Genomic DNA, 25,166 nt, shown 5'->3' with positions numbered 1-25,166 from the left:
TAATTAGCAAGCTAAGGATAAGTACGAGATGTGGATTTCAATTTTAGGCTGCAGCGGTGGCATAGGCCCCGGCAACCGAACAACATCAATTCTGATTGATGACGATATCCTTTTAGATGCGGGTAGCGGTGTTGGTGATCTGGAACTTCAACAAATGTCCAAAATCCGTCACATCTTTATCTCACACTCTCATCTGGACCACATTGCGTTTCTACCGTTTCTGGTGGATAGCATTTTCAGCCAGATCAAGACCCCTATCCAAGTCTACGGTTTACCTGAAACAATAAAAGCACTCAAGAACCATATTTTTAACTGGACCATCTGGCCTGACTTTTCAGAACTCCCCAGCAAAGAAAAACCGGTGATGCAATTCAATGAAATGCTTCCGCACACCAGCATCCAGGTTGGCGAACGGAAAATCACATCCATTCCCGTTGAACACGTTGTTCCGGGCGTTGGTTTTTGCGTACAGAGCAAAGAGGGTAAAAACTTTGCGTTCAGCGGAGACACAGCAACCAATGACAGCCTTTGGCAAGCCCTGAATAAGCTATCATCTCTTGATGCGCTCATGATTGAGTCCGGCTACCCGGATAGCATGGAAGATCTTAGCAAGCTGGCCCTGCACTACACCCCAGCCAAGCTAGCCGATGACTTGAAGAAGCTTAAGCACACACCTCATTTATTGATTTCACACCTGAAACCCGGTCTTGAGACCGAGATTGCGGAAGGTCTTCATAAACACCTGAAAGAGTATAACGTCACTTGTATTAAAAGCGGCGACAGCATTGAGCTCTGACCAGACCACATACCGATAGAAAAAGTACATAAAAACGGTTTCAGACCCTGCTGAAACCGTTTTTTGCCCTTCTCTTCTCCTGCAAGCAAGAGCTTATTGATCGATACCCATCGATTCATCACTCTCCGCACACTCTGAAAGACACGCCGTATTAGGCTCATCATTGTCTTTATAATAATCGTGCAAATGGCGCAACAGCACCATTACAACTGCAGCCACAGGCAAGGCGATCAGAACACCAACAAAACCGGCTAATTGACCACCTGCCATAATGGCAAAAATCACAGTCACAGGATGTAAACCAATTTTATCGCCCACTAACAGAGGTGTCAGCGCAAAACTCTCCAGCAGTTGACCAACACCGAAAACAAGCGCAATCCATACCAGTGGCAACCAGTCACCAAACTGAAACCAGCCTGCTAACAAGCCTGCTCCTATACCAATAATAGCCCCAAGGTAGGGAACAATACTGGCAAGCCCGGCAATAAGACCAACCAGAAGCGCCAATTTAAGCCCCACTAGCCACAAGCCTGTCGCATAGATAATACTCAGACACAACATCACCAGAAGCTGCCCTTTGATAAAGGAGCCCAGAACCTCATCACACTCCAGTGCCAAAGCCTCTGTTTTAGCCTGATAACGGCGAGGGAAAAGGCTGAGCACTTTAAGCTTCAGGTGATCCCAGTCCAGCAGAAGATAAAAAGTTACCACAGGTATCAAACCGATATTAATCACAGCACCAATCAGCGCCATACCTGACTGCCCTACTTCTTTAATAATAGCCCCAGCCAGCGACCCCGCCTGACTTAAATGCCCGGTAATCGCTTTTTGAATAGCATCCAGCTCAAAAGCATTCGCCTCAACACCGGTATATTGTTCCAATAGGGGCAAGGCTGTTGATTTCAGCCAATTTGTCGCAACAGGAATAAACTCCTGAATCAGTGACAGCTGTTTACCCAGTAGCGGAATCAGAAACAGCAAAAACAACACAAACATAAGCGAAAGCGATAAAAACACTACGACAACTGAAATGCGACGGGTCAACCCCCGCTCTTCCAACCAGTCAGCGAAGGGGTCACCCATATAGGCCAGCAACATACCTGTCAAAAACGGCATCAGAATAGGCTGGAGCAGATATAAAAGAACAAACGCTGCAATCAAAGCAATAACAATGATGCGCTGCTGTACACTTCCCATCACATTCCCCTTAAGATAATTCAAAATAGAAAAAAGGCCGATGTATTACATCAGCCTTATCATGTCACAGCCCGAAGCAGACCTGCCCCATATTTCAACAGATGCAGGACTATCAAGGTCGCCAGAAGAAACTCTGCTCCACTCCCTCAAATCCCGAATGATCAGGCTCCAGATAAGAGTCTAATGCCAGAACAGACAAAAACTGACTGACAGCACCCTTCAGGGCTACCCGGTAAGCGACACTTGTTTCATCAACACGAGCGACTTCTACCCTTCCCACCACCTGCAAGCTATTCAGATAGTGATTCAATTTTGCATAATCAGCGACAGACTTAAGCCCGACAACCTTAAACGCATAATCGCCAGAGTTGGCACCACTGACAATAACCGCATATTTCTCAGCCAGAACTTCAGCCAGCGCGTCTGCAGATTTAGCAAACAGCTCTCTTACCTGGTCGGCCTGCAACCTAATAACCTGACGCTGACTGCCAACCTGCAACTGCCAATGAGCATTCCAGCCGGAAGATGAGCGATAAAAACGACCGCTATAAACCGCATCGGGTGAATAACGAACTGAAGCAGCACTGATACGATCACTGAACTGCCCCCAAATATCACTCACACTGACCAGGCGCTCATCCTCCAGATCCAACAACGGCAAGACAAGAGGAACACCTCTTCGCTTAGCCTCAGCCTCAAATACCTCTGCCAATAGAGGGTTATTTTCACTATTAACAATAAAGCGGCCATTAGGGCCCTGAATCGCCAGCCATGTGAGCACACTGGGACGATTACCGCCCCACACAGATAGCTGCGCATTACTCAGAGCTTTAATCAGAGACGGGCCATCAAACTGCATATTCAAGCGATAAGGCTTCTGTTCTGACTGAGCGTTTACCTTATAAGAAAACTGTGCAAGATAGCTTTCAGCCTGCTGTAACAAAGCCTGCACAGAGTTATGCTCCAGCGTCTCTCTATGACCAGACACCCGAATCAACACCTCTTCCAGCCCGTCCTTTACAGCAGCAGATCGCTGTTCAGCAGACTGATCAGGCACAAGGCGTTCACTTTTAAACAGCTCTTCGACCTGGACAGCCATTGCCGGAAGCGATACAAAAACTCCCAACGACACAGCCACCAAGCTGCGAATCAAACCCTTAAACATGTCAACCTCATTAACTTGGCATTACCGATTGAGCACATTCTACCTGATGCGCTTAATCAGCACAGCCCGCAGCAATAAAAGAATCCGCCTGTATACGATCCTGCAAATGAACAACAGAAACAACCGTCTGTACAAGGGGTGAAATATGATCGCCTAAAAGCGGCAACTCGCCACCAAAGCGAGTGACCCCTGCGATGAGGTAGGGTACAATCCCGCGCTGATTATCCTATTGCGATTCCACAGGATCCTTCATGAGCACCGACACGCAAAAATCGATTAGTTACAAAGACGCGGGCGTTGATATCGACGCCGGCAACGCACTGGTTGAGCGCATTAAAGGCACAGCCAAAAAAACCCGCCGCCCGGAAGTTCTGGGAGGCCTTGGTGGCTTTGGCGCACTGTGCGAACTGCCCACCCGTTACCGCGAGCCGGTTCTGGTATCCGGCACTGATGGCGTAGGTACCAAACTGCGCCTGGCGATGGATCTGAAAAAACACGACACCATCGGTATCGACCTGGTGGCTATGTGTGTAAACGATCTGATTGTGTGTGGTGCGGAACCTCTGTTTTTCCTGGACTACTACGCCACCGGCAAATTGAATGTTGATATCGCAGCAGACGTAGTACACGGCATCGGCGAAGGCTGCCTGCAATCCAACGCAGCTCTGGTAGGCGGTGAAACGGCTGAAATGCCGGGTATGTATGAAGGCGAGGATTACGATCTTGCTGGTTTCTGCGTCGGTGTTGCTGAAAAGAGCGAAGTGATTGACGGCTCGAATGTAAAAACAGGCCAGGCACTGATCGGCCTGGCATCCAGCGGCCCGCACTCCAATGGCTACTCGCTGATCCGTAAGATCATCGAAGTCACCAATGCAGATCTGAACGAAGAAGTTGATGGGCAGCCACTGGCAGATGCCCTGATGGCTCCGACCCGTATCTACGTTAAGCCCGTCCTGAAACTCATCAGTGAACTACCGGTTCATGCGATTTCGCACATCACAGGTGGCGGCCTGCAGGAAAACCTGCCCCGCGTACTGCCTGAAAATGCAAAAGCAGTTGTTGACCTGAACAGCTGGCAACGCCCTGAGGTCTTCAACTGGTTACAGCGCGGCGGCAATGTTGACGAATATGAAATGTATCGCACCCTGAACTGCGGTGTAGGTATGATCATCGTGGTTGATCAGGACAAGGCTCAGCAAGCGATAGAGCTGTTAAACGCTGAAGGTGAACAAGCATGGCAGATAGGCCATATTGCTGAAGCGTCTGCCGACGAAGAACAGGTAGAACTGCAGGGCCTGAACAAGTAATGTCCGGTTCAATCGTTATTCTGATCTCAGGTAGTGGCAGTAATATGCAGGCGATTATTGATGCCGTTGATGCCGGAGATATCTCCGGCCATATCAGTGCAGTCATCAGCAATCGTCCTGATGCTTTCGGGCTTGAGCGTGCTCAGGCAGCGGGTATTCATACCGAAGTGCTGGATCATACCGAGTTCAAGAGTCGTGAAATTTTCGATCTTAATCTGATTCGTAAAATTGACGATTTTGAACCTGATCTGGTAATTCTGGCAGGCTTCATGCGCATCCTGACACCTGACTTTGTCCGTCGGTATAGCGGCAAGATGATCAATATTCATCCGTCTCTACTGCCTAAATATCAGGGGCTACACACACACAAGCGAGCCATTGAAGCCGGTGATAAAGAGCATGGCGCCAGCGTGCACTTTGTAACAGAAGAGCTGGATGGAGGCCCCGTCTTTATTCAGGCATCGGTACCGGTTAAAGAGAGCGACACACCGGAAGCACTGGCTACGCGGGTGCTGACCCAGGAACATAAAATCTTCCCGATCGCAATTAAGTGGTTTATGGAAGGTCGCGTTCAACTGGAAAACGGCATCCCTCATATGGACGGTGTATCCCTGGAAGGCAGGGTTCCCCGTCTGCACGCAGAGCTCTCCGAAGAGTAAGCCCTGCCTTAATTGAGTACCTGACCCACAAAGGAGGCGTGCAATGCTGAAATGGATACTACTTTTAACCCTAGGGCTATTGGCAGTTCCCAGCTTCGCGCTTCCTCCCCTAACGCCTTATCAGGCTACATATAAAACTACCTATAAACTCGGTTTTAACATTGATGTTGAAGCTGAACGCGCCCTGTCTCAGAACAGTAATGGCGAATGGGTACTCGATTTTCGTGCTCAGAACTGGTTTGCACGCATTCAACAAACCAGCACGTTCCTTCTCGACCCGGATACCGAATTCAAACCTCTGCTTTATCGCCGCTATCAGCGTGTTTTTGGTAAGACTAAGGAACAGCAGGTCATTTTTCACTGGGATCAGCACCGGGTGACCAACGATATCGATAACAAACCCTGGAAAATGGATATACCACCAGGCACCCAGGATCTGCTCAGTTACCAGCTTAAACTACGTTACAACCTGCTGGAGAACCCGAAACAAAAGCAATTTCAGTATCCGGTAGCTGATGGCGGAAAAATCAAATACTTCACCTTTCGGGTTGTTGGCGAAGAAATCCTGCAAACACCGATGGGAAAGCTCAACACAATTAAGCTGGAAAGCCTGCGACACTCGAAAATGGATGTTGAGCACCTGGTCTGGCTGGCTAAGGACTGGGATAACCTACTACTCAGAATTGAACCTGTACGCCGGAAAGACAAAGAAGAACCCGTCATTTTGGTAAAAGCTATGCTTGCTGGAGAAAAGGTAAAAGGTTTTTAACTGGCTGTTAATTTTAATGCCCAGGCTAGCCCCCAGCTATCGTTATGGCATATCCTTATGACCAAATAATAACAGCCACATGAGCAGAACCCAGTTTAAGGCAGAACACCCCGCCAGATACTGAAAGATACTGATGACCATCCGACACTTATTGAACAGTCTCATACTGGCATTACTGGTCAGCACCTCGACCCAGGTAACCGCAGAGACGCTCCGAATAGGGGCAGACAACTGGCAGCCCTTTCGCTTTATCAAAGAACATCAGGTAACCGGTATTGATAACGACCTCTGGCAGCAGCTCAGTAAAAAACTGGATATTAAGATCCAGTATATCCACTGCCCCTGGAAGCGTTGCCTTGATCTGATAAAAACCGGCGATATTGACGCCATGAGCGGGCTCGCATGGCAACAGGATCGAGAACAGTACATTCACTATATCAAGCCTGCCTATTTTACCTGCTCAACCCGCTTCTATGTCCGCCGAGGCGAAGAAAAGCGCCTACAGAATCAGGTGCAGCTTAACCAACTTAATATTGGCATGGTCAGGGGCTCCGCTTACTACCCTGAATTTGACCAAAACAACAGATTACAGAAAACTCAGCTGACCCAGGAAAGCGTACTTTTACCGCTATTAGCTTTGGGCAGAATTGACAGCTACATAGGCACTGACTGCCAGGCAGACTTTGAACTGGCCCGCAGTGACTGGCATCAGGAGCTGGTCAAAGCGCCCTATAACCCAGAGGGCAATACGCCGCTGTACATTGGCTTCTCTAAAAAAAGCAACTGGGGGAAAAGCAGTCAGCGCTTCTCAGAAGCAATCCGACAGATTCTCGCAAGCGGTTTTCGTAGTGCCATGCAGCAGAAGTATTACCAGAATTCAGAATAAGCCCCAAAGAGCGCTATAAATCTCCGCTAAGTAGCAGGCAAAGCGCTGAAAAAACCCTCAAAAAGACCAAAAAAAAGCACCCAAACCGGATGCTTTCATACCATACCTATCAAAACCGCCATCAAGTCTTGGGCAGTGTCACGCCCACCTGCCCCTGATACTTGCCTCCGCGATCCTTATATGAAGTCTCACAAACCTCATCAGACTCAAAGAACAGCATCTGAGCCACACCTTCATTGGCATAGATCTTTGCAGGGAGATTCGTTGTATTGGAAAACTCCAAAGTTACATGACCTTCCCACTCAGGCTCAAGCGGTGTCACGTTAACAATAATGCCACAGCGGGCATAGGTGGACTTACCCAGACAAACAGTCAGTACATTCCGGGGAATACGGAAATACTCAACCGTCCGCGCTAACGCGAAAGAGTTAGGTGGAATAACACAGACATCACTTTTAATATCGACAAAGCTGTTCTCATCGAAATTTTTCGGGTCAACCGTTGCCGAGTGGATATTCGTAAACACCTTAAACTCATTAGCACAACGGACATCATAACCATAGCTGGATGTACCGAAGGAGATCACACGCTGACCATCAACGTAACGTACCTGCTCAGACTCAAACGGCTCAATCATAGCGTCAGACTCCGCCATACGGCGAATCCACTTATCAGACTTAATGGCCATAAATTTCCTACGTGTTAGATTTAAAAAAGCAATTAAATGATACAGGGTTGATTCGCAATGCAAAAGCACCGTTTATCAGACAACCTGTATCAGGATAATAATCTGTACTCTAGCGGCCAGAGCACGCAGAGTGCAAACTGCCTTAGCCCAGCAGAAATTAAAAAGTCCTGTTTAAATACTCACGTTCATTGCGATACCAAGGATCTACCATGCATATCGATTTCGACACTTTAAGCCCGAATCAGGCTTATCATCTGATGACACAAACTATTATTCCCCGTCCGGTCGCCTGGGTGCTCACCGCCAACGAGACTTCCGGCTACAATCTGGCTCCTTTCTCTTTCTTTAACGCTATCTGCAGCAACCCACCTCTGGTCATGTTTTCCGCCGGTAAAAAGCCAGACGGCTCACCCAAGGATACCCGACACAACTTAGGTCAAAGCAAGCAACTGGTTATCCACATTCCTTCAGTCGATCAGGCAGAAGAAGTTACCGAAACCGCCCGCACCCTGGACTATGGTGATTCTGAGCTTTATAAAATCCAGCACCCGCTGGTGAATGAACCGGGCTGGGATCTGCCCCGGCTTGAGAAGGCACCGGTCGCCATGCTGGCGGAGCTAACGGATCTGCACGAAGTCGGCCCCAACAAACAGGCGATCTTCTACTGTGAGGTCAAAGCGCTGTATGTCCGGGATGACCTGGTAGAGCAGGATGAAAAAGGTCGTACCAGGGTAGACGCGGCTAAAATGCAGCCGCTAGCAAGGCTGGGCGGCGGTGAATACGCAAGCTTAGGGGAAGTCTTTAAACTGAATCGTCCGACTTAAAAAGTAAGCAGCACAGCTATTAAAGCTCCTTGCCACAAACAACAAATAAAAAAACGGGGCAGCTGAATCGACTTCGGCTACCCCGTTTCTCTTTTGTCACTAAGGATCAGAGCCTCAGTGAGTGAGATCAATCACCAAAAGTAATGGTCGGTACGTCCTGTTCCGCTTCTGCCAACTGAGCGATGACATTATCAGCGATCTCCGAGAAAAAGCCTGCAATCTGACCATCCGGCTCAGCAACAACCGATGGCTTACCGCCATCGGCCTGCTCACGAATGGTCGATGTTAGCGGCAACTGCCCCAAAAGAACCGTATCGTACTCTTTCGCGATACGTTCACCGCCACCCTCACCGAAGACCGGCTCCGTATGACCACATTCGCTACAGGTATGCAGACTCATATTTTCCACCACACCCAGCACAGGGATTTTCACCTTGCGGAACATCTCAACGCCTTTCTTCGCGTCCAGCAAAGCAATATCCTGAGGCGTAGTCACAATTACCGCACCACTGACTTGCACCTTTTGCGCCAGTGTCAGCTGGATATCACCGGTACCCGGCGGCATATCGATAAACAGATAATCCAGTTCCGGCCAGTCAGTTTGCGTCAGCATCTGCTGGAAGGCACCACTGACCATAGGGCCCCGCCAAACCATAGGCGTTTTCTCGGTCACCAGATAAGCCATCGACATAGTATAAAGCCCCAGGGCCTCAATAGGACCAAAGTTATTGCCACTGGTGGTCTGAGGACGAACTCCATCCGCCACACCCAGCATCAGTGCCTGACTCGGACCATAAACATCGGCATCCAAAAGTCCCACTTTAAAACCTTTAGCCGCCATCGCCAGCGCCAGATTAGCGGTAACCGTGGATTTACCGACACCGCCCTTACCGGACGCCACCGCAACAATTTTTTTTACATCTTCCAGCATAACGACCTCTGTCTGAATCTCTATATGAATATGCCTGAAGCAATGACACGGCACTCAGGCTCAACATCGCAAACACCTGCCAAAAACAAGGCGTTAGAACTTCGTTTTAAAATTCAGGCTAGCTTACCACAGGCAATAACCCAGTAAAGAACTTGGTTAATAAACCCTATTTTATATGATGAAAAACAGTTCACCTGATTTTCGGCCCCAAAAGGTAATACAGAGATGAAAAAAATCCGCTCAGTCGCTATAGTTAGCGGATTACTTTTTTCACCGGTTGCTCAACGTGGCTGAGCCTGAATCTTTCAGGCATCAGTCGCAATGAAACAGAAACACAGAAGCAGCCCAATCCGTTCAACTCAGAAGCGTAAAGAGACACCATGTCATCAGCTCGTAAAATCCTAGTGACCAGCGCACTTCCTTATGCCAACGGCTCCATTCACCTGGGACACCTGCTGGAATATATCCAGACTGATATCTGGGTTCGTTTTCAGAAACAACGTGGCCACATGTGTTCCTATGTTTGTGCCGATGACGCACACGGTACCGCTATTATGCTGCGCGCTGAGCAGGAAGGTATCACCTCTCAACAGCTGATCGACAAAGTTAACGCCGAACACCGTGCAGACTTTGACCGTTTTCTGGTGAACTTCGACAACTACTACTCTACCCACTCTGAAGAAAACCGTGAGTTCTCTGAGCTGATCTACAAACGCCTGCGTGATGCGGGTCATATCGCCACCCGCAGCATTACGCAGATGTTCGACCCTGAAAAAGGTTTGTTCTTAGCCGACCGCTTTATCAAGGGTACCTGCCCGAAATGTAAAACTGAGGATCAGTACGGTGATAACTGCGAAGCCTGCGGTGCGACCTATACACCGGCTGAGCTGATCAGCCCTAAGTCGGCCATCTCCGGAGCAACACCGGTTGAAAAAGACTCCGAGCACTACTTCTTCAAGCTGCAGGATTTCCAGGACATGCTCACCGAGTGGACCCAGAGTGGAACACTGCATGAACAGATTGCCAATAAACTGAAAGAGTGGTTAGAAGCAGGCCTGCATGAATGGGATATCAGCCGGGATGCGCCTTACTTCGGCTTTGAGATTCCTGATGCACCGGGCAAATACTTCTACGTTTGGCTGGACGCACCGATCGGTTACATGGCGAGTTTCAAAAACCTGTGCGCCCGCCGTGACGATCTGGAGTTTGATGACTACTGGAACAAAGATTCCGATGCTGAGCTATACCATTTTATCGGTAAAGACATTATCAACTTCCACGCTCTGTTCTGGCCTGCCATGCTGGAGGGTGCGGATTTCCGCAAGCCAACAGCGGTTAACGCCCACGGTTTTTTGACCGTTAACGGTCAGAAGATGTCCAAATCCCGTGGCACCTTTATTAAGGCGCAAACCTTCGCAGAGTTCCTTAACCCGGAATACCTGCGTTACTACTTTGCCGCCAAGCTGACCAGCCGCCCGGAAGATCTGGATCTGAACTTTGAGGATTTCACCGCCCGCGTGAACTCGGACCTGATCGGCAAAGTGGTTAACATCGCCAGCCGCTGTGCAGGCTTCGTGAAGAAGTCCGGTGGCAAGCTGTCTGATACCTGTGCCGAACAAGCGATGCTGGACGAAGCGGTTGCAGTAGGTAATCAGATCGCTGAACACTACGAAAACCGTGACTTTGGCCGTGCTATCCGCCTGATCATGGAGCTGGCCGATACGGCTAACGCTTATATCGCTGATAAAGCCCCCTGGTCTCTGGCCAAGGAAGAGGGCAAAGAGCAGGAAGTACTGGATATCTGTTCGGTAGGTATCAACCTGTTCCGCCAACTGATCACCTATCTGGCACCGGTACTACCGGTCATGAGCCAACAGGCTGCCGCCTTCCTGAATCTGGATAACCTGAACTGGGATGCCCGTAAGGAATTGCTGCTGGGCCACGAGATCAACAAATTCAAGCCTCTGATGACTCGTGTTGAAAGCGACAAGATCGATGCCATGATCGAAGCCTCCAAAGAGGTACTGGCGGAGGAGCAGAAACTGAAAGAGCAGCCAACAGGCCCTCTGGCAGAAGATCCGATCAGTGACGAAATTGAGTTTGATGATTTCGCCAAGCTAGATCTTCGCGTTGTGACCATCGTTGCAGCAGATCATGTTAAAGGTGCTGACAAATTGATCCAGCTGACACTGGATCTGGGCGGTGAAACCCGCAACGTCTTTGCCGGTATTAAGTCTGCCTATAACCCGGAAGATCTGGTCGGCCGCCAGACAGTCATGGTAGCCAACCTGAAACCCCGTAAGATGCGCTTCGGTCTATCCGAAGGTATGGTGATGGCGGCAGGCCCCGGTGGTGAAGATATTTTCCTGCTGACACCGGATAAAGGCGCTGAGAATGGCATGCGGGTCAAATAAAGACCTGCTGACTTCCTGTCTATAAATCATTATAAAAAACAGGGGCATAGGCCTCTGTTTTTTTATCTGCCATTGGGAATATGCATCATTTACATATAACTAAATCCTCTAACAAACACTGCCTTTTTTCTTGTAGGTAATAACATAAAAAAAGATAATAGTGCCGCTTTAAGCTAAGATCCGTCCGTTTACCCTGGGGCTGATTCGTGTCAGCGTAATATGCATAAAACACCATATAATATTACCTGAGATTAACCCCAAACCTTTGACGAAGATAGGCGATGACTGAATACATTCTGCTTCTGATCAGTACCATTCTGGTAAATAACTTTGTCCTGGTTCAGTTCCTAGGGCTTTGTCCTTTTATGGGCGTATCCAACAAGCTGGAGTCGGCCATGGGCATGTCTCTGGCTACCACCTTTGTACTGACCTTATCATCCTCCAGCAGCTATCTGGTTTATCACTTTGTTTTAGAGCCTCTGGGCATCGAATACCTGAAAACCATCGCTTTTATTATGATGATTGCCGTGGTTGTGCAGTTCACCGAGATGGTGGTGCGTAAAACCAGCCCTCTACTCTACCGGGTTTTAGGTATCTTTCTGCCACTGATCACCACCAACTGCGCTGTATTGGGTGTCGCCCTTCTCAGCCTGAATCGCAATAGCGGTTTTGTTGAAGCGACAATTTATGGATTTGGTGCCTCTGTTGGCTTCTCTCTGGTTTTGGTTCTTTTTGCAGCCATGCGCGAGCGTATTGCAGTGGCCGATGTTCCTGCACCGTTTCAGGGGTCATCAATTGCCATGGTGACCGCTGGCCTGATGTCTCTGGCTTTCCTGGGTTTTAGTGGACTGGTTCAGCTTTAAACGCCATTTAATCCAGCAGCATCATTACCCAATAAAACGCTTTCAAACCGCACCATCAGATAATCGTTATGACCGGACAAACAGATGACTGAGCTTCTTTCACAACATCCTGTTTTAGCTGCCGTAATCGGACTGCTGACCCTTGCAGCCCTGTTCGGTGCCATGCTGGGTTACGCCTCGATCCGCTTCAAAGTCGAAGGCAACCCTATTGTTGATCAGATCGACAACCTACTGCCACAAACTCAATGTGGTCAGTGTGGTCATCCTGGCTGCCACCCCTACGCCGAAGCGATCGCCAATGGTGAAGATATCAACAAATGCCCGCCGGGTGGCGAAAGCACCATGGAAGCCTTGGCCGACCTGCTCGGCCGCGATCCTATGCCTCTGGATGCGGACCCGGATACCATAGGTGTAAAAAAAGTCGCCTATATCCGAGAAGATGAGTGTATTGGCTGCACAAAATGTATTATGGCCTGCCCGGTGGATGCCATCGTCGGTGCCACCAAACTAATGCATACCGTTATTGAATCCGAATGCACCGGCTGCGACCTGTGCGTTGAGCCTTGCCCTGTAGACTGTATCGATATGCTACCTGTTGAAACCACCGTAAAAAATTGGGGCTGGAATCGCCCTCAGGGCCCTAATGCCCGCTTTGAAGATCAGGTTTTTGCCACCAGTTCCGACACCTCTGTCACCGGAGGAACCGCCTGATGCGTACACTTTGGGATTTCCATGGTGGTATTCACCCGGAAGAGAACAAGCAACAATCGGTACAACAGCCCCTGGTTCAGGCCCCTCTGCCACAAAGAGTTATTCTGCCACTGCAACAGCATATTGGCGCACCGGCGGAACCTGTTGTCAGCGTGGGCGAGCGTGTTAAAACCGGCCAGCTGATCGCCCGTGCAGATGGTTTGATCAGTGCCAATATCCACGCCTCCATCTCAGGCACCGTCACTGCCATCGGCGAACACCCGATTCCTCACCCCTCTGGTATGGACGACCTCTGCATCACCATCGAGTCCGATGGTAAAGATGAGTGGGCAATGCTTGAGCCGATCAGTGACTGGCAGAATGCTGATACTGATACCCTGCTGAATGCCATTGCCAGGGCTGGAATTGTGGGCATGGGGGGAGCAGGTTTCCCGACGGCAGTAAAGGCCCGCACCCGCGAACGTCATGCCATCGATACTCTGGTAATCAACGCCGCAGAATGTGAGCCCTATATCACTGCCGATGATATGGCGATGCGAACTTATCCGCAGCAGCTAGTACTGGGAGCCCAGATTCTTTGTAAACTGGTTGACCCCAGTAGCTGCCTGATCGGTATCGAAGATAACAAACCGGACGCGATTAAAGCCCTGCAAGCGGCAACTCAGGGCACCCATATTGATGTTGTTGTCATCCCGACAAAATACCCCTCTGGCGGGGAAAAACAGCTAATCCAGATTTTGACCGGTCGTGAAGTACCTTCCGGTGGTCTGCCTGCCGATATCGGCGTGGTATGTCAGAACGTCGGCACCGCCATCGCCATCGCTAAAGCTGTAACCCTTGGCGAGCCACTGATCAGCCGTATCACCACCCTGACCGGCAACGCCATGACCCGCCGCCAGAATCTGGAAGTACGACTGGGGACACCGATCCGTGAGCTGCTCGACTACGCCGGATTCAATGCCTCTCTTGCCAGCCGTCTGGTGATGGGCGGCCCTATGATGGGCTTTACCCTGACCGGTGATCAGCTACCCGTAGTAAAAACTACCAACTGCCTGCTGGCTCCGACCCATCAGGAGTTCCCTGACCCGGAACCGGAAAGCCCCTGCATCCGCTGCGGCATGTGCGAACAGGCCTGCCCTGCTGAGCTGCTGCCGCAACAGCTGCACTGGTTTGCCAAAGCTGAAGAGTTTGAAAAAGCGCAACTATTCAACCTGTTCGACTGCATCGAATGCGGGGCCTGCGCCTATGTCTGCCCCAGCAGTATTCCACTGGTACAGTACTACCGCTTTGCCAAAACCGAGATCCGCAACGAGCAGGAAGAAGCGAAAAAAGCAGAGCGCGCCAAGATCCGCTTTGAACAGCGTCAGGCCCGACTGGAACGGGAAGAAGCCGAGAAGATCGCCGCCCGTAACGCCCGTATGGCAGCTGCAGCGGCTAAAACAGCATCTACCGCGCCACCCACACCGGCCCCGGCAGCGAATGGCCTGGATGAAGCAGCGGCTAAGAAGCTTAAGATTCAGCGCGCCGCCGCAAGTGTCGCCCTGAAGAAAACAGAAAAAGCACTGGCTGAGGCGACGGACGACAACCGCAGCAAACTGGAAGCCGATCTGAAAACCGCACAGGATAAGGTCGCATCTATTGATGCCCAGCTCAGCGGTGGAGCCTCTGCAGGTACAGCTGCACCGGCTGCCGCACCGGCCACCAACCCCAACGGTCTGGATGAAGCCGCCCTGAAAAAGCTGAAAATCCAGCGGGCTGCCGCCAGCGTTGCCCTGAAGAAAGCAGAAAAAGCGCTGGCTGAAGCTTCCGAAGATGACAAAGTAAAACTGGAAGCCAATCTGAAAGCCGCGCAGGAAAAAGTCGCTCATATCGAGCAACAACTGGGGATCGCATCTGCTCCGGCGACAACAGCTCCTGCAGAACAAAGCGGAGAACAGGAAAAAGCGCTGAAGCAGGCTAAGATCGCTGCGGCAGCCAGTAAAGCTGCCATTAAGAAAGCTGAAAAAGCACTGATACACGCACAGGGACAAGGCGACACCGATGAGATTGCGACTAAAGAAGCAGCCATCGAGACCGCTAAAGCTAATGCGAAAAAAGCTGCTGAAAAGCTAACAGCCCTGCAGGAAGCGACAACATCATCGACAGCTCAGGCACCGGCATCAGCCCCAAATACAGGCCAGGAAAAAAACCTGAAACAGGCCAAAATCGCCGCTGCGGGCAGCAAAGCCGCCATCAAAAAGGCGGAGAAAGAGCTGGCCGCAGCACAGGAATCCGGTGACGCGGCGCAGATCACCACCTGTGAAACCAAGCTCAATACCGTGAAAGAGAAAGCACAGCAGGCAGCGGATAAATTGTCCGCTCTGCAAAATACGGCTACTGAAGCACCGAAAGCAAAATCCCAGCCAACGGCTTCTACCGACAATGCAGCTGACGCTCAGGAAAAGGCGCTGAAGCAAGCAAAAATTATCGCAGCAGCCACCAAAACCGCGCTGAAAAAAGCGGAAAAGGTACTGGCAGAAGCCGAAGCCTTAGGTGATGCTCAGGCGATCAGCGATCAGCAAGCGGTGGTTGAACGTTGTAAAACAAAGTATTCCGATGCAGCACAAAAGCTTGAACAGTTAACCCAGTCTGCCGGAAACGAGGTGTAAAGATTATGGCATTTATCCGGGTTTCATCCCCCCACCTGCACCGCCCGCTAAGTACCGGCAAGGTGATGCAGACCGTTATTCTGGCGACCCTACCGGGGCTTGTGGCACTGACCTGGCTGTTTGGCTGGGGTTCCATTATCAACGTGCTGATCGCCTCGGTGTCCGGCCTCCTGTTTGAAGCGGTCATTCTTAAGATGCGTCGCCGCAACCCTCTACCGGCCCTGAAAGACAACAGCGCCCTGCTGACCTGTGTGCTGCTCGGCATCGCCCTGCCGCCACTGGCTCCCTGGTGGCTGGTGGTAACCGGCACCTTTGTGGCGATTGTGATCGCCAAACAGCTGTACGGAGGTCTGGGTAATAACCCCTTTAACCCTGCAATGGCCGCTTATGCCCTGCTGCTGATCTCCTTTCCGGTTGAGATGACCCAATGGGTAACACCGACAGCCTTGCTGGATAACAGTGTCTCCCTGAGCCAAAGCCTATCCGCTGTCTTTGGCGGTGCCGTCAATGTTCCTGATGCCTTTACCATGGCAACCCCACTGGATGGCTTTAAGCACAAAGGCACCTTGATGGCCGATGAATACTGGCAGCAGAACGGTTTCCAGCCGGAAAAAATCTGGTCTGCCTGGGCAACCGTATCGGTCGCCTTTATGGTGGGTGGTTTGTATCTGCTCTGGAAACGTATTTTCACCTGGCATACCCCAGTTGCAATGCTGGGCACCCTGTTTGTGCTGTCGCTGCTGTTCTACGGCACCGATGCCAGCAACTACGCTTCGCCTATGGTGCACCTGTTCTCCGGTGCCGCCATGTTTGGTGCTTTCTTTATTGCAACAGACCCGGTTACCGCTGCCACCAGTAACAAGGGTAAAATCTGGTTTGGTATCGGTATTGGCGTGTTGGTCTATGTGATCCGCACCTGGGGTAACTACCCGGATGCTGTGGCGTTCTCGGTTCTACTGATGAATTTTGCCGCACCTTTTATCGACTACTACACCCAGCCCCGCAGCTTTGGTCATAACAAAGCGCGCAAAGGCATTAAGAACGAGAAGTAAGGATATCGCATGCCACAGAAAGCACCTGAACCTCAGAAATCAGACGCTCAAAATGAAGAGCCCGCAACAGAAACCACTCTGCTGCAGTCGGTGATTCGCAGCAGTATCGGTCTGGGTATCTTTGCCATCATTACTGCCGGAGTTATCGCAGTCACACAGGTCAGCACTCAGAAAAGCATTGCTGAGAATATCCGTCAGTCTCAGACCCGCAGTCTGTATGAGATTCTCCCAGCCGACCAGATTGATAATGATCTGCTAAGCGACACCCTGACACTGGCACCCAGCCCGATTCTGGGCAACAAGGAGCCACTACAGATCTATGTTGGCCGCAAAGCCGGTGCAACCGTGGCGCTGCTGTTTCCGGTATCCAACCCCAACGGCTATAGCGGCACTATCGATATGTTGGTGGGTGTTAAACGCAACGGCGAGCTGGCCGGTGTGCGCGTGCTGAACCACAAAGAAACACCGGGACTGGGTGACAAAGTTGAGATCGCTAAATCCGACTGGATTCTGGGCTTTACCGGCTTATCACTGGAAAATCCCAGCCCTGAAGACTGGAAAGTAAAGAAAGATGGCGGTCAGATCGATCAGTTTACCGGTGCCACCATTACACCCCGTGCAGTTGTCAGTCAGACCCGTGCGGTACTGGAATACTTTGACAAACATAAAGAGCGTTTGCTGGAAACCACTCCGGCCAACAGTGAAATCTTGCGGGATGCGCCTAAGCAACCATCAAACGTCAGCGAGTAAGTATTATGAGCGCTACAAAAAGCTATCAGGAGATCACCGCCGACGGTCTCTGGAATAACAACCCAGCCCTGGTTCAGCTACTGGGGCTTTGCCCGCTGCTGGCGGTCACCGGTTCCGTGGTAAACGCTTTGGGCCTAGGTATCGCCACCATTCTGGTGTTGGTGGGTTCTAACCTTTCAGTCTCCATGATCCGTAATTATGTGCCAGAACAGGTACGCCTGCCCGCTTTTGTCATGATCATCGCCTCCTTTGTGACCTGTGCCGAGCTTTTGATGCAGGCTTTCACTTATGAACTGTATCTGATTCTGGGTATCTTTATCCCGCTGATCGTCACCAACTGTGTGATTCTGGGCCGGGCTGATGCTTTCGCCAGTAAAAACCCAGTGATACCTGCAGCAACCGATGGCCTTATGATGGGTATCGGCTTCACTCTGGTACTGGTTCTGCTGGGCGGTATGCGTGAGCTGATCGGTCAGGGCACCCTGTTTGAAAATATGCAGCTGCTGTTTGGCCCTATGGCGGCCAACTGGAAGATTGTGGTCTTTGAAGATTACAGCTTCCTGTTCGCCATTCTGCCACCGGGTGCTTTTGTTGGTATGGGCTTACTGATCGCCCTGAAGAACATTGTCGATGGCCACCTGAAAGCCCGTGCCGAACGCAACAAAGTGGATGAGCCCAAGCCAACCGTTGACCGACGCGTGCGGGTTACTGGTTAAAAAATACAGGTTAAAATGTACAGACTTAAAGTACGGGTTAAAAGTACGAATAGTAGCGAATGAGGGAAGCCGATGCCACAGTTGTTTATGGTTTATCTGGGTGGTCACGCCGGCCAGTGTCATATCGAAGTACATGATCTGCGCTTTGTGGTGGGCGAACGTATCGAAGATACCTATCCGGCTCTGATTCAGCAGTGGTATGGCCACAAAAACAACCTGCATCTGGACAGCTACCATATCGTGGATACCGTGCCCGGTGCCGATGGCCGCAGCTATCAGGTCTCCCTTTCTGCCGAGCCGGTTCAGCCTTCAGTTCAGACCGTACTCAAGCTCTACTTCGTTAATCTGGGCGGTTATCAGCCGGATCAGATGGCAGAACAACACGCCTTCGGCCTCTTTGCCTGCCGCAACGATGAAGAGGCGAAGCAGATGGCAAAACGTCATCTGCTGACCACCGCAAGCCATCAGCACAAAGATAACCTGCATGATGTGGATAACTGCCTACTGGTCTCCCTGCTGGAAAACTGGCATATTCAGCTGACGGCTACCGATAAACCGGTTAAGCCTCTGCACCCGGATTGGTTTGGCTATGAGGTAATCGGCTGAAGCTTCTTTCGCCAGCCCATTCCTTCTTTCATAGCCTACTCTGCGTTTACCGCTTCCCTTTTTTGTGCCCCTTTATCCGCTTCCAAAGAGTGTTAGACTATTTAGGTTCTGGCTAACCCGCCAGAGATTATGTTTCAACGATTACCTAAAGCCACCGTCAAACATCGACAAGGAAGCGAAGATGCCCGCCGCTCAACATAAAAAAGCCCAAGCCAGAACAACAGACAGCAAAATAGAACGCCAACAGCTGATCCACCAGGAACTGGAACGGGTTGACCACAAAGATCCCGCCCTCGGTTGTACCAAGCATATCAAGATGGCCAGCAACCCTTTTGTCTTTCTGCGGGGTTCCGCCCAGCTGTTTTATGCCGATCTGGCTAAAGGCAACCTGAAACTGCCGGAAGCTCTGCTAACGCCTCCGCTGACCACCATTATGGGTGACTGCCATACCTCTAACTTTGGTTTTCTGAGTGAAGAAGGTGCCCATGGCGAAAGCGTGATCTTTGCCCCTAATGATTTTGATGATGCCTGTGCCGGCCATGCCGCATGGGATCTAGCGCGTTTCTGTACCAGTCTCGCCCTCTGTGTCGATTTTGCTGAAGGTGCTCTGGCAGGATGTTACGCCTTAGAAGAAGCCCTGGATGATGATCAGGCGGTAAGCACTGCTCAGAGCCGCACGGCGATGGCCGCATTTCTGGAACAGTATCGGGAAACCTGTCAGCAATGCGCCGAAGACGCGGATAGCCGCAATCAGGTTCTGGACAGCTTTAAAAAGAAACATATCCTGAACGCCCCCTATAAGAAGGCGAAAAAGCGTATCTGGGGCGGGAAGAAGTTTCTGGAGAAAAGCTCACTGGCAAAAGAGGTGGATCTTAGCAAACAACCCATGCGCTTTCGCGATCGCCCCGAGCGCTTTAAGCCGCTATCAGCGGATGAAGCCCGTGAACTGACTCATCACTTTGAACCCTATATGGATGACAGCATCCTCGATATTACCGAGCGCCTGAATGCAGGCACCGGCTCAGTTAATATGCGGCGCTTTTACTGCCTGGTAGGACCAAAGGACTTTACCTCTGAGGATGATCTGGAACTGTGCCATCTGGTGGAGATCAAGCGCCAGCGCCATGCCGCACCTCTGTATCACTTCCCGGAATTGAGCGCCGTTAACCGCCTCAATCCTGCCCACCTGACGGTGCATTGCCAACAGCGTATGCAGCGTAAACCGGATCTGGTACTGGATGAAGCCGAATGGCAGGACGGCCACTGGCTGATTCGCTCCCGTCACCACGCCCGTGTAGGCATCGATCCTGAGGATATTGTCTTTGGCGAACAGGCCGTCAAAGGCGGCTTTGAACAATACGCCGCCACCTGCGGGCAAGCCCTCGCCCTCGCCCACTGTCGCGGCGACCGCCGCTCCACCCACTTTGAACAAACGATGTCGGAGGTTCTTCCTGATCAGATCGAAGCCTTGATCAACGCCTGTGAAGGTTATGCGGAACAGGTGAAAGAGGATTGCGGGTATTTGCGGGGATTATATTTGGGTGAGTAATAAATGATGGATCAGCCGTTTCTTATCGAAAGTTTTTCAACTGAAGACCAGTGCAAACTCATTCACGAAGCAGCACATGCTGTAATGAGCCTGACTCTTGGAATTGAATTTGATAGCGTTTGGGTCGACTTTGAAGCTGAGAAAGAGCACCGCTTACAAAAATCACAAGGACTAAAATTTAGCTCCGACCGGGTGGAAAGTCCTTTTGGAATGAAGCGATTGGCCGATCCAGATCATTTCGATTGTGAAGATGAGGAATTTAACTTCTTTTGGAAACAAGCTCTGATATCTAAAGCAGGTTACCTAGCTGAAGACATTTATCTGAATACAGAAAATTTCTCAAAAAGATATCAAGGATCATATGATGCGGATGATTCAATGCGTGCAATTCAGAGGTGTATGAACTTTCCTATCTCTCAATTACATAAAAAATTCTCTGCCTTCAAAAATTCCACGCCAACCAATGTCATATTTGCTTGTTTGGACAACAAAGCAAGAGATGAATGTAAAGATTGCATCTGTCAGGAAGGTTGTATGAATCAAGTTCTTACTATTGCAGCAAAGCTAGCTCAAAAAACGACCTTATCCTGTCAAGAAGTGGGATCTTTAATGTCGATTAATACATAAAAAAAGCCGCTACACTAGGACGTAAACCCACACCAAGGATTCGGTATGGACAGAGTTTATCCCTTCCCAAAATCAGCCCGACATTTTCACTGCTTCACACAGGATTCCTCGATCAAACAACACCCCGCTTACCCGAAGGGAAAAGCTGGAGATGCTGACTCTGCCTTTCAGCTGATCGACGATCTGGCGTTTGATTTTCTGCTCAATCTGCAGGGGCAATTTCCGCCGGGCTGTCTGTATGTCGCGCCCTACGCTCAAGAGGCCACAGGCGACAACGCCTTACCCCTGATGTTATCCTTAACTTGTGCGGAGATACTTGAAGGTACAAGTGAAGACGATATTGTTCAGCAAGAACGTGTTTTTCACACCGGTGCTGACCCTATGGAAAGAATGATCGCTCGCCCCTCCTTTGAAGGACAAGTCCAGCCCGGTCAAAATTATGTTCTGGTTGATGACGTAACCAATATGGGTGGGACATTAGCCGAACTGGCAAACTATATTCAGATCAGTGGCGGTAATGTACTGGGCACAATCGTGCTGGTGAATGCAGGTCGGTCAAAAGAATTTCTGGCTCCTAAAAAACAGCTTCGTTTACTGGAGGATCGCTACAGTGACTCAATCCAAAAACTCTTCGGCATCCACACCTCAGCCTTCACAGCCAACGAAGCCTCTTATCTCGTCGGCTTTAGAACGCTTAACGAGATCCGAAATAGATGCACTAAGGCAGAAAAAGAAACGATTAACCGTCTCTTATCAAAAGGTCATCAAAGATCGAGTGGCTCAGCATAAAGCTGCTGCTCAGGGCTAGCCCCCTACCCTATTCCCCTCGAAGCGCCCTTAAGGTTAGCCTTAAGGGCGTTTTCATTTACACCGCCGCAATCACCAAGCTCGCTGCAATCGACCACATCACAAGGCAAACAAAGCCATCTAACACCCGCCAGGCGATCGGTTTCTGAAACAGGGGAGCCAGCCAGCGTGCCCCAAGGCTGATACCAAAGAACCAGATAAAGGAGAAGCTGATTGCGCCAAAGGCAAACCAGAAACGCTCATCTTCCGGATACTGGCCGCCGATACTGCCGATCAACACCACGGTATCCAGGTAAGCGTGCGGATTCAGCAAGGTCACCGCAAGCGTGGTCAGCAGGGCCTTTTTCAGACTGGTTGCACCTTGGCGATCTGCCTCAAGGCTCTGATCTTTTAATGCTGAGCGCAGCGCGCCAAACCCGTACCAGAACAGAAAGGCCGCGCCGCCCCAGCGGGCAGCACTAAGCCAAAGTTCATTCTGGCTAATCAGGGCACCCATACCGGCGACACCGAGAGTAATTAGCACCGCATCAAAAAAGCTACACACACCGGCAATCGGCCAGTGGTACTGGCGCTTCAACCCCTGTGTCAAGACAAAAGCATTCTGCGCACCGATCGCCATAATAAGACCGGCACTGGTTCCCAATCCCTTAATCAGGGCCCATAGATAAACACTTGCTACCGCACTCATCACACACTCCACAATAATAAACAGGATAACTCTGGGCGGTCTGTCACGGACACGTCTGAGCCCACCACCAATGAAGTGCATCTTGCCCCTACACCATAATTAAGTAAAACTAATGATTTTAATTGATCATTAAAATATCTAATCTTACTGACAACAGCCTGCTTAGACTCGCAAAGGAAACACCATGAGCCTGTCTCTGGACCCGAAACAACTCAGCGCCCTGCATGCGGTGATTGAGGAACAGAGCTTCGATAAAGCCGCCAAGCGCCTGCATGTAACCCAATCTGCCATATCTCAGCGCATACGGCAGCTGGAGGAGAAGCTGGGGCAAGCTGTCATTATCCGCAGCACCCCCCTGATACTGACGGCGACGGGACAACGGGTGCTGAAGTTTTACCATCAACTATCACTACTGGAAGGTGAGCTGAGCCTTAGCCTGAATCAAGCCACAGAGCTAGGCTTCAGCCGTATGCCAGTGGCGGTTAACGCCGACAGTCTGGATACCTGGTTCCCAGAAGCTCTGGCACCCTTAGTTCATAAGCATCCATGGGTACTGGATATTAAGATTGATGATCAGGAGCAAACCCATCATCTACTGAGAACCGGTGAGGTATTGGGCTGTGTGAGTGCTTCCTCACAGACTATGCAGGGCTGCGACTGCTTCCCTTTAGGTGTGATGCGTTATCGGGCACTGGCAACACCGGGCTATATCGCCCGCTATTTTCCTGACGGTATCACCGAGTCAGCCGTGGCTGAAGCGCCCGTGGTGGAGTTTAACCATAAGGATGAGCTGCAAAACCACTTTCTGCGTCATATCGGGCTGGAAGGTGCGCTTTACCCCAAACACAGAATACCCGCCACCGGCCCCTACTTTCATCTGATCCATTTAGGCCTTGGCTGGGGTATGGTGCCGGATCAGCAGAGCCAGCCCTATCTTGATCTGAGTGATCCGAAGAACGCTACGGTGACAGAACTGGCATCGGGACAAACCATCGATGTGCCGCTTTACTGGCATGTGTGGAACCTGAAATCGGAAAGCCTGAAACAACTCACGAAAGCGGTAATTAAAGGCGCAGAAAAACACCTGACACCAATAGAAGTAGAAGCCTGATACATCCGCCGCGATCTGTAAACGGCTGAATCTCAGTCAGAATGAGGAGCCGGGTTGCTTCAGAAACTCAAGCTCCTCCGGGGTGGATTCCCGTCCCAGAATGGTATTTCGGTGCGGGTAGCGGCCAAAGCGATCAATGATAGCTTTATGCTTACGTTCAAATTCCAGGTTTTCTTTCAATCCCAGAGCACTGAACACCTCGATAGCAATGGCATGCATTTCCGGATCCTCACTATGCATCAGTGGCATGTAGACAAACAAGCGTTCCTGCCGAGTAAGTGAGCGGTCATCTCCGGCTTCAATGGCAGCTAGCGTTAGCTGAACCGCTCTGTCATCGACAGCAAAGGCTTCCGGCGAATCCCGGTAGATATTTCTCGAGAACTGATCCAGTACAATAATCTCAGCCAATCTGCCGCGAGGCTGATAGCGCCAGTCAGCTAAGCCATACTCCTTCGCCTTATTCAGGGTGGCTTCAAAACGCGTTTTAATCATCTGATCCAACGCGTTATCTTTAATCCACCACTGTTGCGGTGAAAGCTCCTTAAACCAAAATTCAATAACCGGTTGCCACAGCATAGGCCTATCCATCCCTTAGTCCATTCCACTCTGACTATATGAGGCTATCAAGGATATTACCAGTTCATGGTGTTTTGCGTCAGAATTGAAAACGTTTCTTTTGAGCCAGCACTATTAGCAGAAGCTTAATATTCGATAGGCACGATATGCTCAGAATAAAGCGTGTACCCTGCCAGTGCGAGGTCGGTATCTGCGGAGTCGATGGATAAGCGACCACTCACCCAGATCGCATCTTCCAGTAAGGATTCCGCGATAGGAATCTCAGTCTTCACATAGATAATCTGGTTAGAAGGCGGCGGCGGCACATGGATGCAGGCACCGAAGTAGGGAACCAGCAGAAACTCTGTCACCCCCTCAGGGGTAATCTCCAGGGGAGCAATGTACCCACCCAGGCGAACCGGCATACCGTCCAACTTACCAAGAACCGGAGCCGACTGATATGCTTTCTGCAGCTTCTCCATGATCTCCATAATCAGTGGGTCGTCATCGGTCAACTGAGCGATTTTTTCCGGGTCATACTGATCAAGAATCGCATCTGCCCGAAAACCTTCTGGGATCAGATCTTCCCAGCTCAGATCCAACAGCTGATCATCTTCATTCCAACGGGATTGCACTAAAGGAGACAACTGATCCAAACCGTCTGGCTGAGCGCCCCAGGCTGGAACTATACCCAAACCCAATGCAACCATAACCAGCACAGTAACCTTTTGCGCCCACTTCTGACTCAGCTGTCTCACACGTTAACCCTTTCCAATCAATGAGCGGGCTATAATATCAACCCTGTTTAGCGCTTATCAAGAATACTACTTAGCAACTTACCGCCAAC

Annotated in this window: 25 protein-coding genes; 18 read left to right on the top strand and 7 right to left on the bottom strand. The window is 50.5% G+C overall.

From position 1 onward, the window contains the following. The first annotated feature begins 28 nt into the window (after positions 1-28). Entirely contained in the window at positions 29-796 is a 768-nt protein-coding gene (locus ACN0R8_RS12260; RefSeq protein WP_417597813.1) for a 3',5'-cyclic-nucleotide phosphodiesterase, read from the top strand. Positions 797-889: 93 nt separating this feature from the next. Here ACN0R8_RS12260 and ACN0R8_RS12255 read toward each other — a convergent pair whose 3' ends face one another. Both ACN0R8_RS12255 and ACN0R8_RS12250 read right to left on the bottom strand, forming a co-directional pair. Then, positions 890-1,993, bottom strand: coding sequence for an AI-2E family transporter (locus ACN0R8_RS12255; RefSeq protein ID WP_417597811.1), 1,104 nt, complete (start codon positions 1,991-1,993; stop codon positions 890-892). A 112-nt stretch (positions 1,994-2,105) separates the two neighbouring features. Next, positions 2,106-3,158: a DUF2066 domain-containing protein gene (locus tag ACN0R8_RS12250; RefSeq protein WP_417597809.1), complete on the bottom strand. Its 1,053-nt coding sequence runs from the start codon at positions 3,156-3,158 to the stop codon at positions 2,106-2,108. Positions 3,159-3,409: 251 nt separating this feature from the next. Between ACN0R8_RS12250 and purM the strand changes: the two genes are divergently transcribed. From purM to ACN0R8_RS12230, 4 genes are all read left to right on the top strand, one after another. Continuing rightward, a complete protein-coding gene (purM, locus tag ACN0R8_RS12245) occupies positions 3,410-4,465 on the top strand; it encodes a phosphoribosylformylglycinamidine cyclo-ligase (RefSeq protein ID WP_417597807.1) in 1,056 nt (351 codons plus the stop codon). After that, positions 4,465-5,124, top strand: coding sequence for a phosphoribosylglycinamide formyltransferase (gene purN, locus ACN0R8_RS12240; protein ID WP_417597806.1), 660 nt, complete (start codon positions 4,465-4,467; stop codon positions 5,122-5,124). The genes purM and purN overlap by 1 nt, the downstream gene beginning before the upstream one ends. A 43-nt stretch (positions 5,125-5,167) precedes the next feature. Then, complete coding sequence (locus ACN0R8_RS12235) at positions 5,168-5,893, top strand: DUF3108 domain-containing protein (protein WP_417597804.1); 726 nt, start codon at positions 5,168-5,170, stop codon at positions 5,891-5,893. Between the two features lie 133 nt (positions 5,894-6,026). Then, positions 6,027-6,779: a substrate-binding periplasmic protein gene (locus ACN0R8_RS12230; RefSeq protein ID WP_417597802.1), complete on the top strand. Its 753-nt coding sequence runs from the start codon at positions 6,027-6,029 to the stop codon at positions 6,777-6,779. Between the two features lie 121 nt (positions 6,780-6,900). Here the strand turns inward: ACN0R8_RS12230 and dcd are convergent, their stop codons facing one another. Then, on the bottom strand, positions 6,901-7,467 hold the full coding sequence (gene dcd / locus ACN0R8_RS12225) for a dCTP deaminase (RefSeq protein ID WP_417597800.1): 567 nt from the start codon (positions 7,465-7,467) through the stop codon (positions 6,901-6,903). Positions 7,468-7,676: 209 nt separating this feature from the next. Between dcd and ACN0R8_RS12220 the strand changes: the two genes are divergently transcribed. Beyond that, positions 7,677-8,291 carry a flavin reductase family protein gene (locus tag ACN0R8_RS12220; protein WP_417597798.1) on the top strand — a complete coding sequence of 205 codons (615 nt, stop codon included), beginning with the start codon at positions 7,677-7,679 and terminating at the stop codon, positions 8,289-8,291. 127 nt (positions 8,292-8,418) lie between these two features. Here the strand turns inward: ACN0R8_RS12220 and apbC are convergent, their stop codons facing one another. Continuing rightward, the gene (apbC, locus tag ACN0R8_RS12215; RefSeq protein WP_417597796.1) at positions 8,419-9,222 is read right to left on the bottom strand and encodes an iron-sulfur cluster carrier protein ApbC; all 804 of its coding nucleotides are present in this window, start codon (positions 9,220-9,222) and stop codon (positions 8,419-8,421) included. A 380-nt stretch (positions 9,223-9,602) separates the two neighbouring features. Here apbC and metG point away from each other — a divergent pair, with 380 nt between their 5' ends. The 11 genes from metG (at position 9,603) to ACN0R8_RS12160 (ending at position 21,947) form a co-directional block, all read left to right on the top strand. Then, on the top strand, positions 9,603-11,636 hold the full coding sequence (metG, locus tag ACN0R8_RS12210; RefSeq protein ID WP_417597793.1) for a methionine--tRNA ligase: 2,034 nt from the start codon (positions 9,603-9,605) through the stop codon (positions 11,634-11,636). A gap of 281 nt (positions 11,637-11,917) precedes the next feature. Next, positions 11,918-12,499, top strand: coding sequence for an electron transport complex subunit RsxA (gene rsxA, locus ACN0R8_RS12205; protein ID WP_077242528.1), 582 nt, complete (start codon positions 11,918-11,920; stop codon positions 12,497-12,499). Positions 12,500-12,583: 84 nt separating this feature from the next. After that, a complete protein-coding gene (gene rsxB / locus ACN0R8_RS12200) occupies positions 12,584-13,210 on the top strand; it encodes an electron transport complex subunit RsxB (RefSeq protein ID WP_417597791.1) in 627 nt (208 codons plus the stop codon). Continuing rightward, positions 13,210-15,858, top strand: coding sequence for an electron transport complex subunit RsxC (gene rsxC, locus ACN0R8_RS12195; protein WP_417597789.1), 2,649 nt, complete (start codon positions 13,210-13,212; stop codon positions 15,856-15,858). Before rsxB ends, rsxC begins: the two co-directional genes overlap by 1 nt. A gap of 5 nt (positions 15,859-15,863) precedes the next feature. Continuing rightward, positions 15,864-16,910, top strand: coding sequence for an electron transport complex subunit RsxD (gene rsxD / locus ACN0R8_RS12190; RefSeq protein WP_417597787.1), 1,047 nt, complete (start codon positions 15,864-15,866; stop codon positions 16,908-16,910). Between the two features lie 9 nt (positions 16,911-16,919). Further along, a complete protein-coding gene (gene rsxG, locus ACN0R8_RS12185; RefSeq protein ID WP_417597785.1) occupies positions 16,920-17,660 on the top strand; it encodes an electron transport complex subunit RsxG in 741 nt (246 codons plus the stop codon). 5 nt (positions 17,661-17,665) lie between these two features. After that, positions 17,666-18,376: an electron transport complex subunit E gene (locus tag ACN0R8_RS12180; protein WP_417597783.1), complete on the top strand. Its 711-nt coding sequence runs from the start codon at positions 17,666-17,668 to the stop codon at positions 18,374-18,376. Positions 18,377-18,448: 72 nt separating this feature from the next. Beyond that, the gene (locus tag ACN0R8_RS12175) at positions 18,449-18,982 is read left to right on the top strand and encodes a DUF1543 domain-containing protein (RefSeq protein WP_417597781.1); all 534 of its coding nucleotides are present in this window, start codon (positions 18,449-18,451) and stop codon (positions 18,980-18,982) included. 181 nt (positions 18,983-19,163) lie between these two features. Then, entirely contained in the window at positions 19,164-20,531 is a 1,368-nt protein-coding gene (locus ACN0R8_RS12170; RefSeq protein ID WP_417597779.1) for a DUF2252 family protein, read from the top strand. Between the two features lie 3 nt (positions 20,532-20,534). After that, a complete protein-coding gene (locus ACN0R8_RS12165; RefSeq protein ID WP_417597777.1) occupies positions 20,535-21,158 on the top strand; it encodes a hypothetical protein in 624 nt (207 codons plus the stop codon). A gap of 45 nt (positions 21,159-21,203) precedes the next feature. After that, a complete protein-coding gene (locus tag ACN0R8_RS12160) occupies positions 21,204-21,947 on the top strand; it encodes a hypothetical protein (RefSeq protein WP_417597775.1) in 744 nt (247 codons plus the stop codon). Between the two features lie 76 nt (positions 21,948-22,023). Here the strand turns inward: ACN0R8_RS12160 and ACN0R8_RS12155 are convergent, their stop codons facing one another. After that, positions 22,024-22,653, bottom strand: a complete 630-nt coding sequence (locus ACN0R8_RS12155) for a LysE/ArgO family amino acid transporter (protein WP_417597773.1) — start codon at positions 22,651-22,653, stop codon at positions 22,024-22,026. Between the two features lie 184 nt (positions 22,654-22,837). Here ACN0R8_RS12155 and ACN0R8_RS12150 point away from each other — a divergent pair, with 184 nt between their 5' ends. Then, positions 22,838-23,764 carry a LysR family transcriptional regulator ArgP gene (locus ACN0R8_RS12150; RefSeq protein ID WP_417597771.1) on the top strand — a complete coding sequence of 309 codons (927 nt, stop codon included), beginning with the start codon at positions 22,838-22,840 and terminating at the stop codon, positions 23,762-23,764. A gap of 36 nt (positions 23,765-23,800) precedes the next feature. Here ACN0R8_RS12150 and ACN0R8_RS12145 read toward each other — a convergent pair whose 3' ends face one another. Together ACN0R8_RS12145 and ACN0R8_RS12140 are read right to left on the bottom strand one after the other, a co-directional pair. After that, the gene (locus tag ACN0R8_RS12145) at positions 23,801-24,340 is read right to left on the bottom strand and encodes a DUF924 family protein (protein WP_417597769.1); all 540 of its coding nucleotides are present in this window, start codon (positions 24,338-24,340) and stop codon (positions 23,801-23,803) included. Positions 24,341-24,465: 125 nt separating this feature from the next. Further along, entirely contained in the window at positions 24,466-25,077 is a 612-nt protein-coding gene (locus tag ACN0R8_RS12140; RefSeq protein ID WP_417597767.1) for a DUF3299 domain-containing protein, read from the bottom strand. Positions 25,078-25,166 lie beyond the last annotated feature (89 nt).

The sequence above is a fragment of the Oceanospirillum sp. genome (genome assembly GCF_048265165.1).
GTDB lineage: Bacteria > Pseudomonadota > Gammaproteobacteria > Pseudomonadales > Halomonadaceae > Oceanospirillum.
The sequence above is the reverse complement of the archived record's forward strand: the minus strand, read 5'-3'. Positions and strand labels throughout refer to the sequence as shown.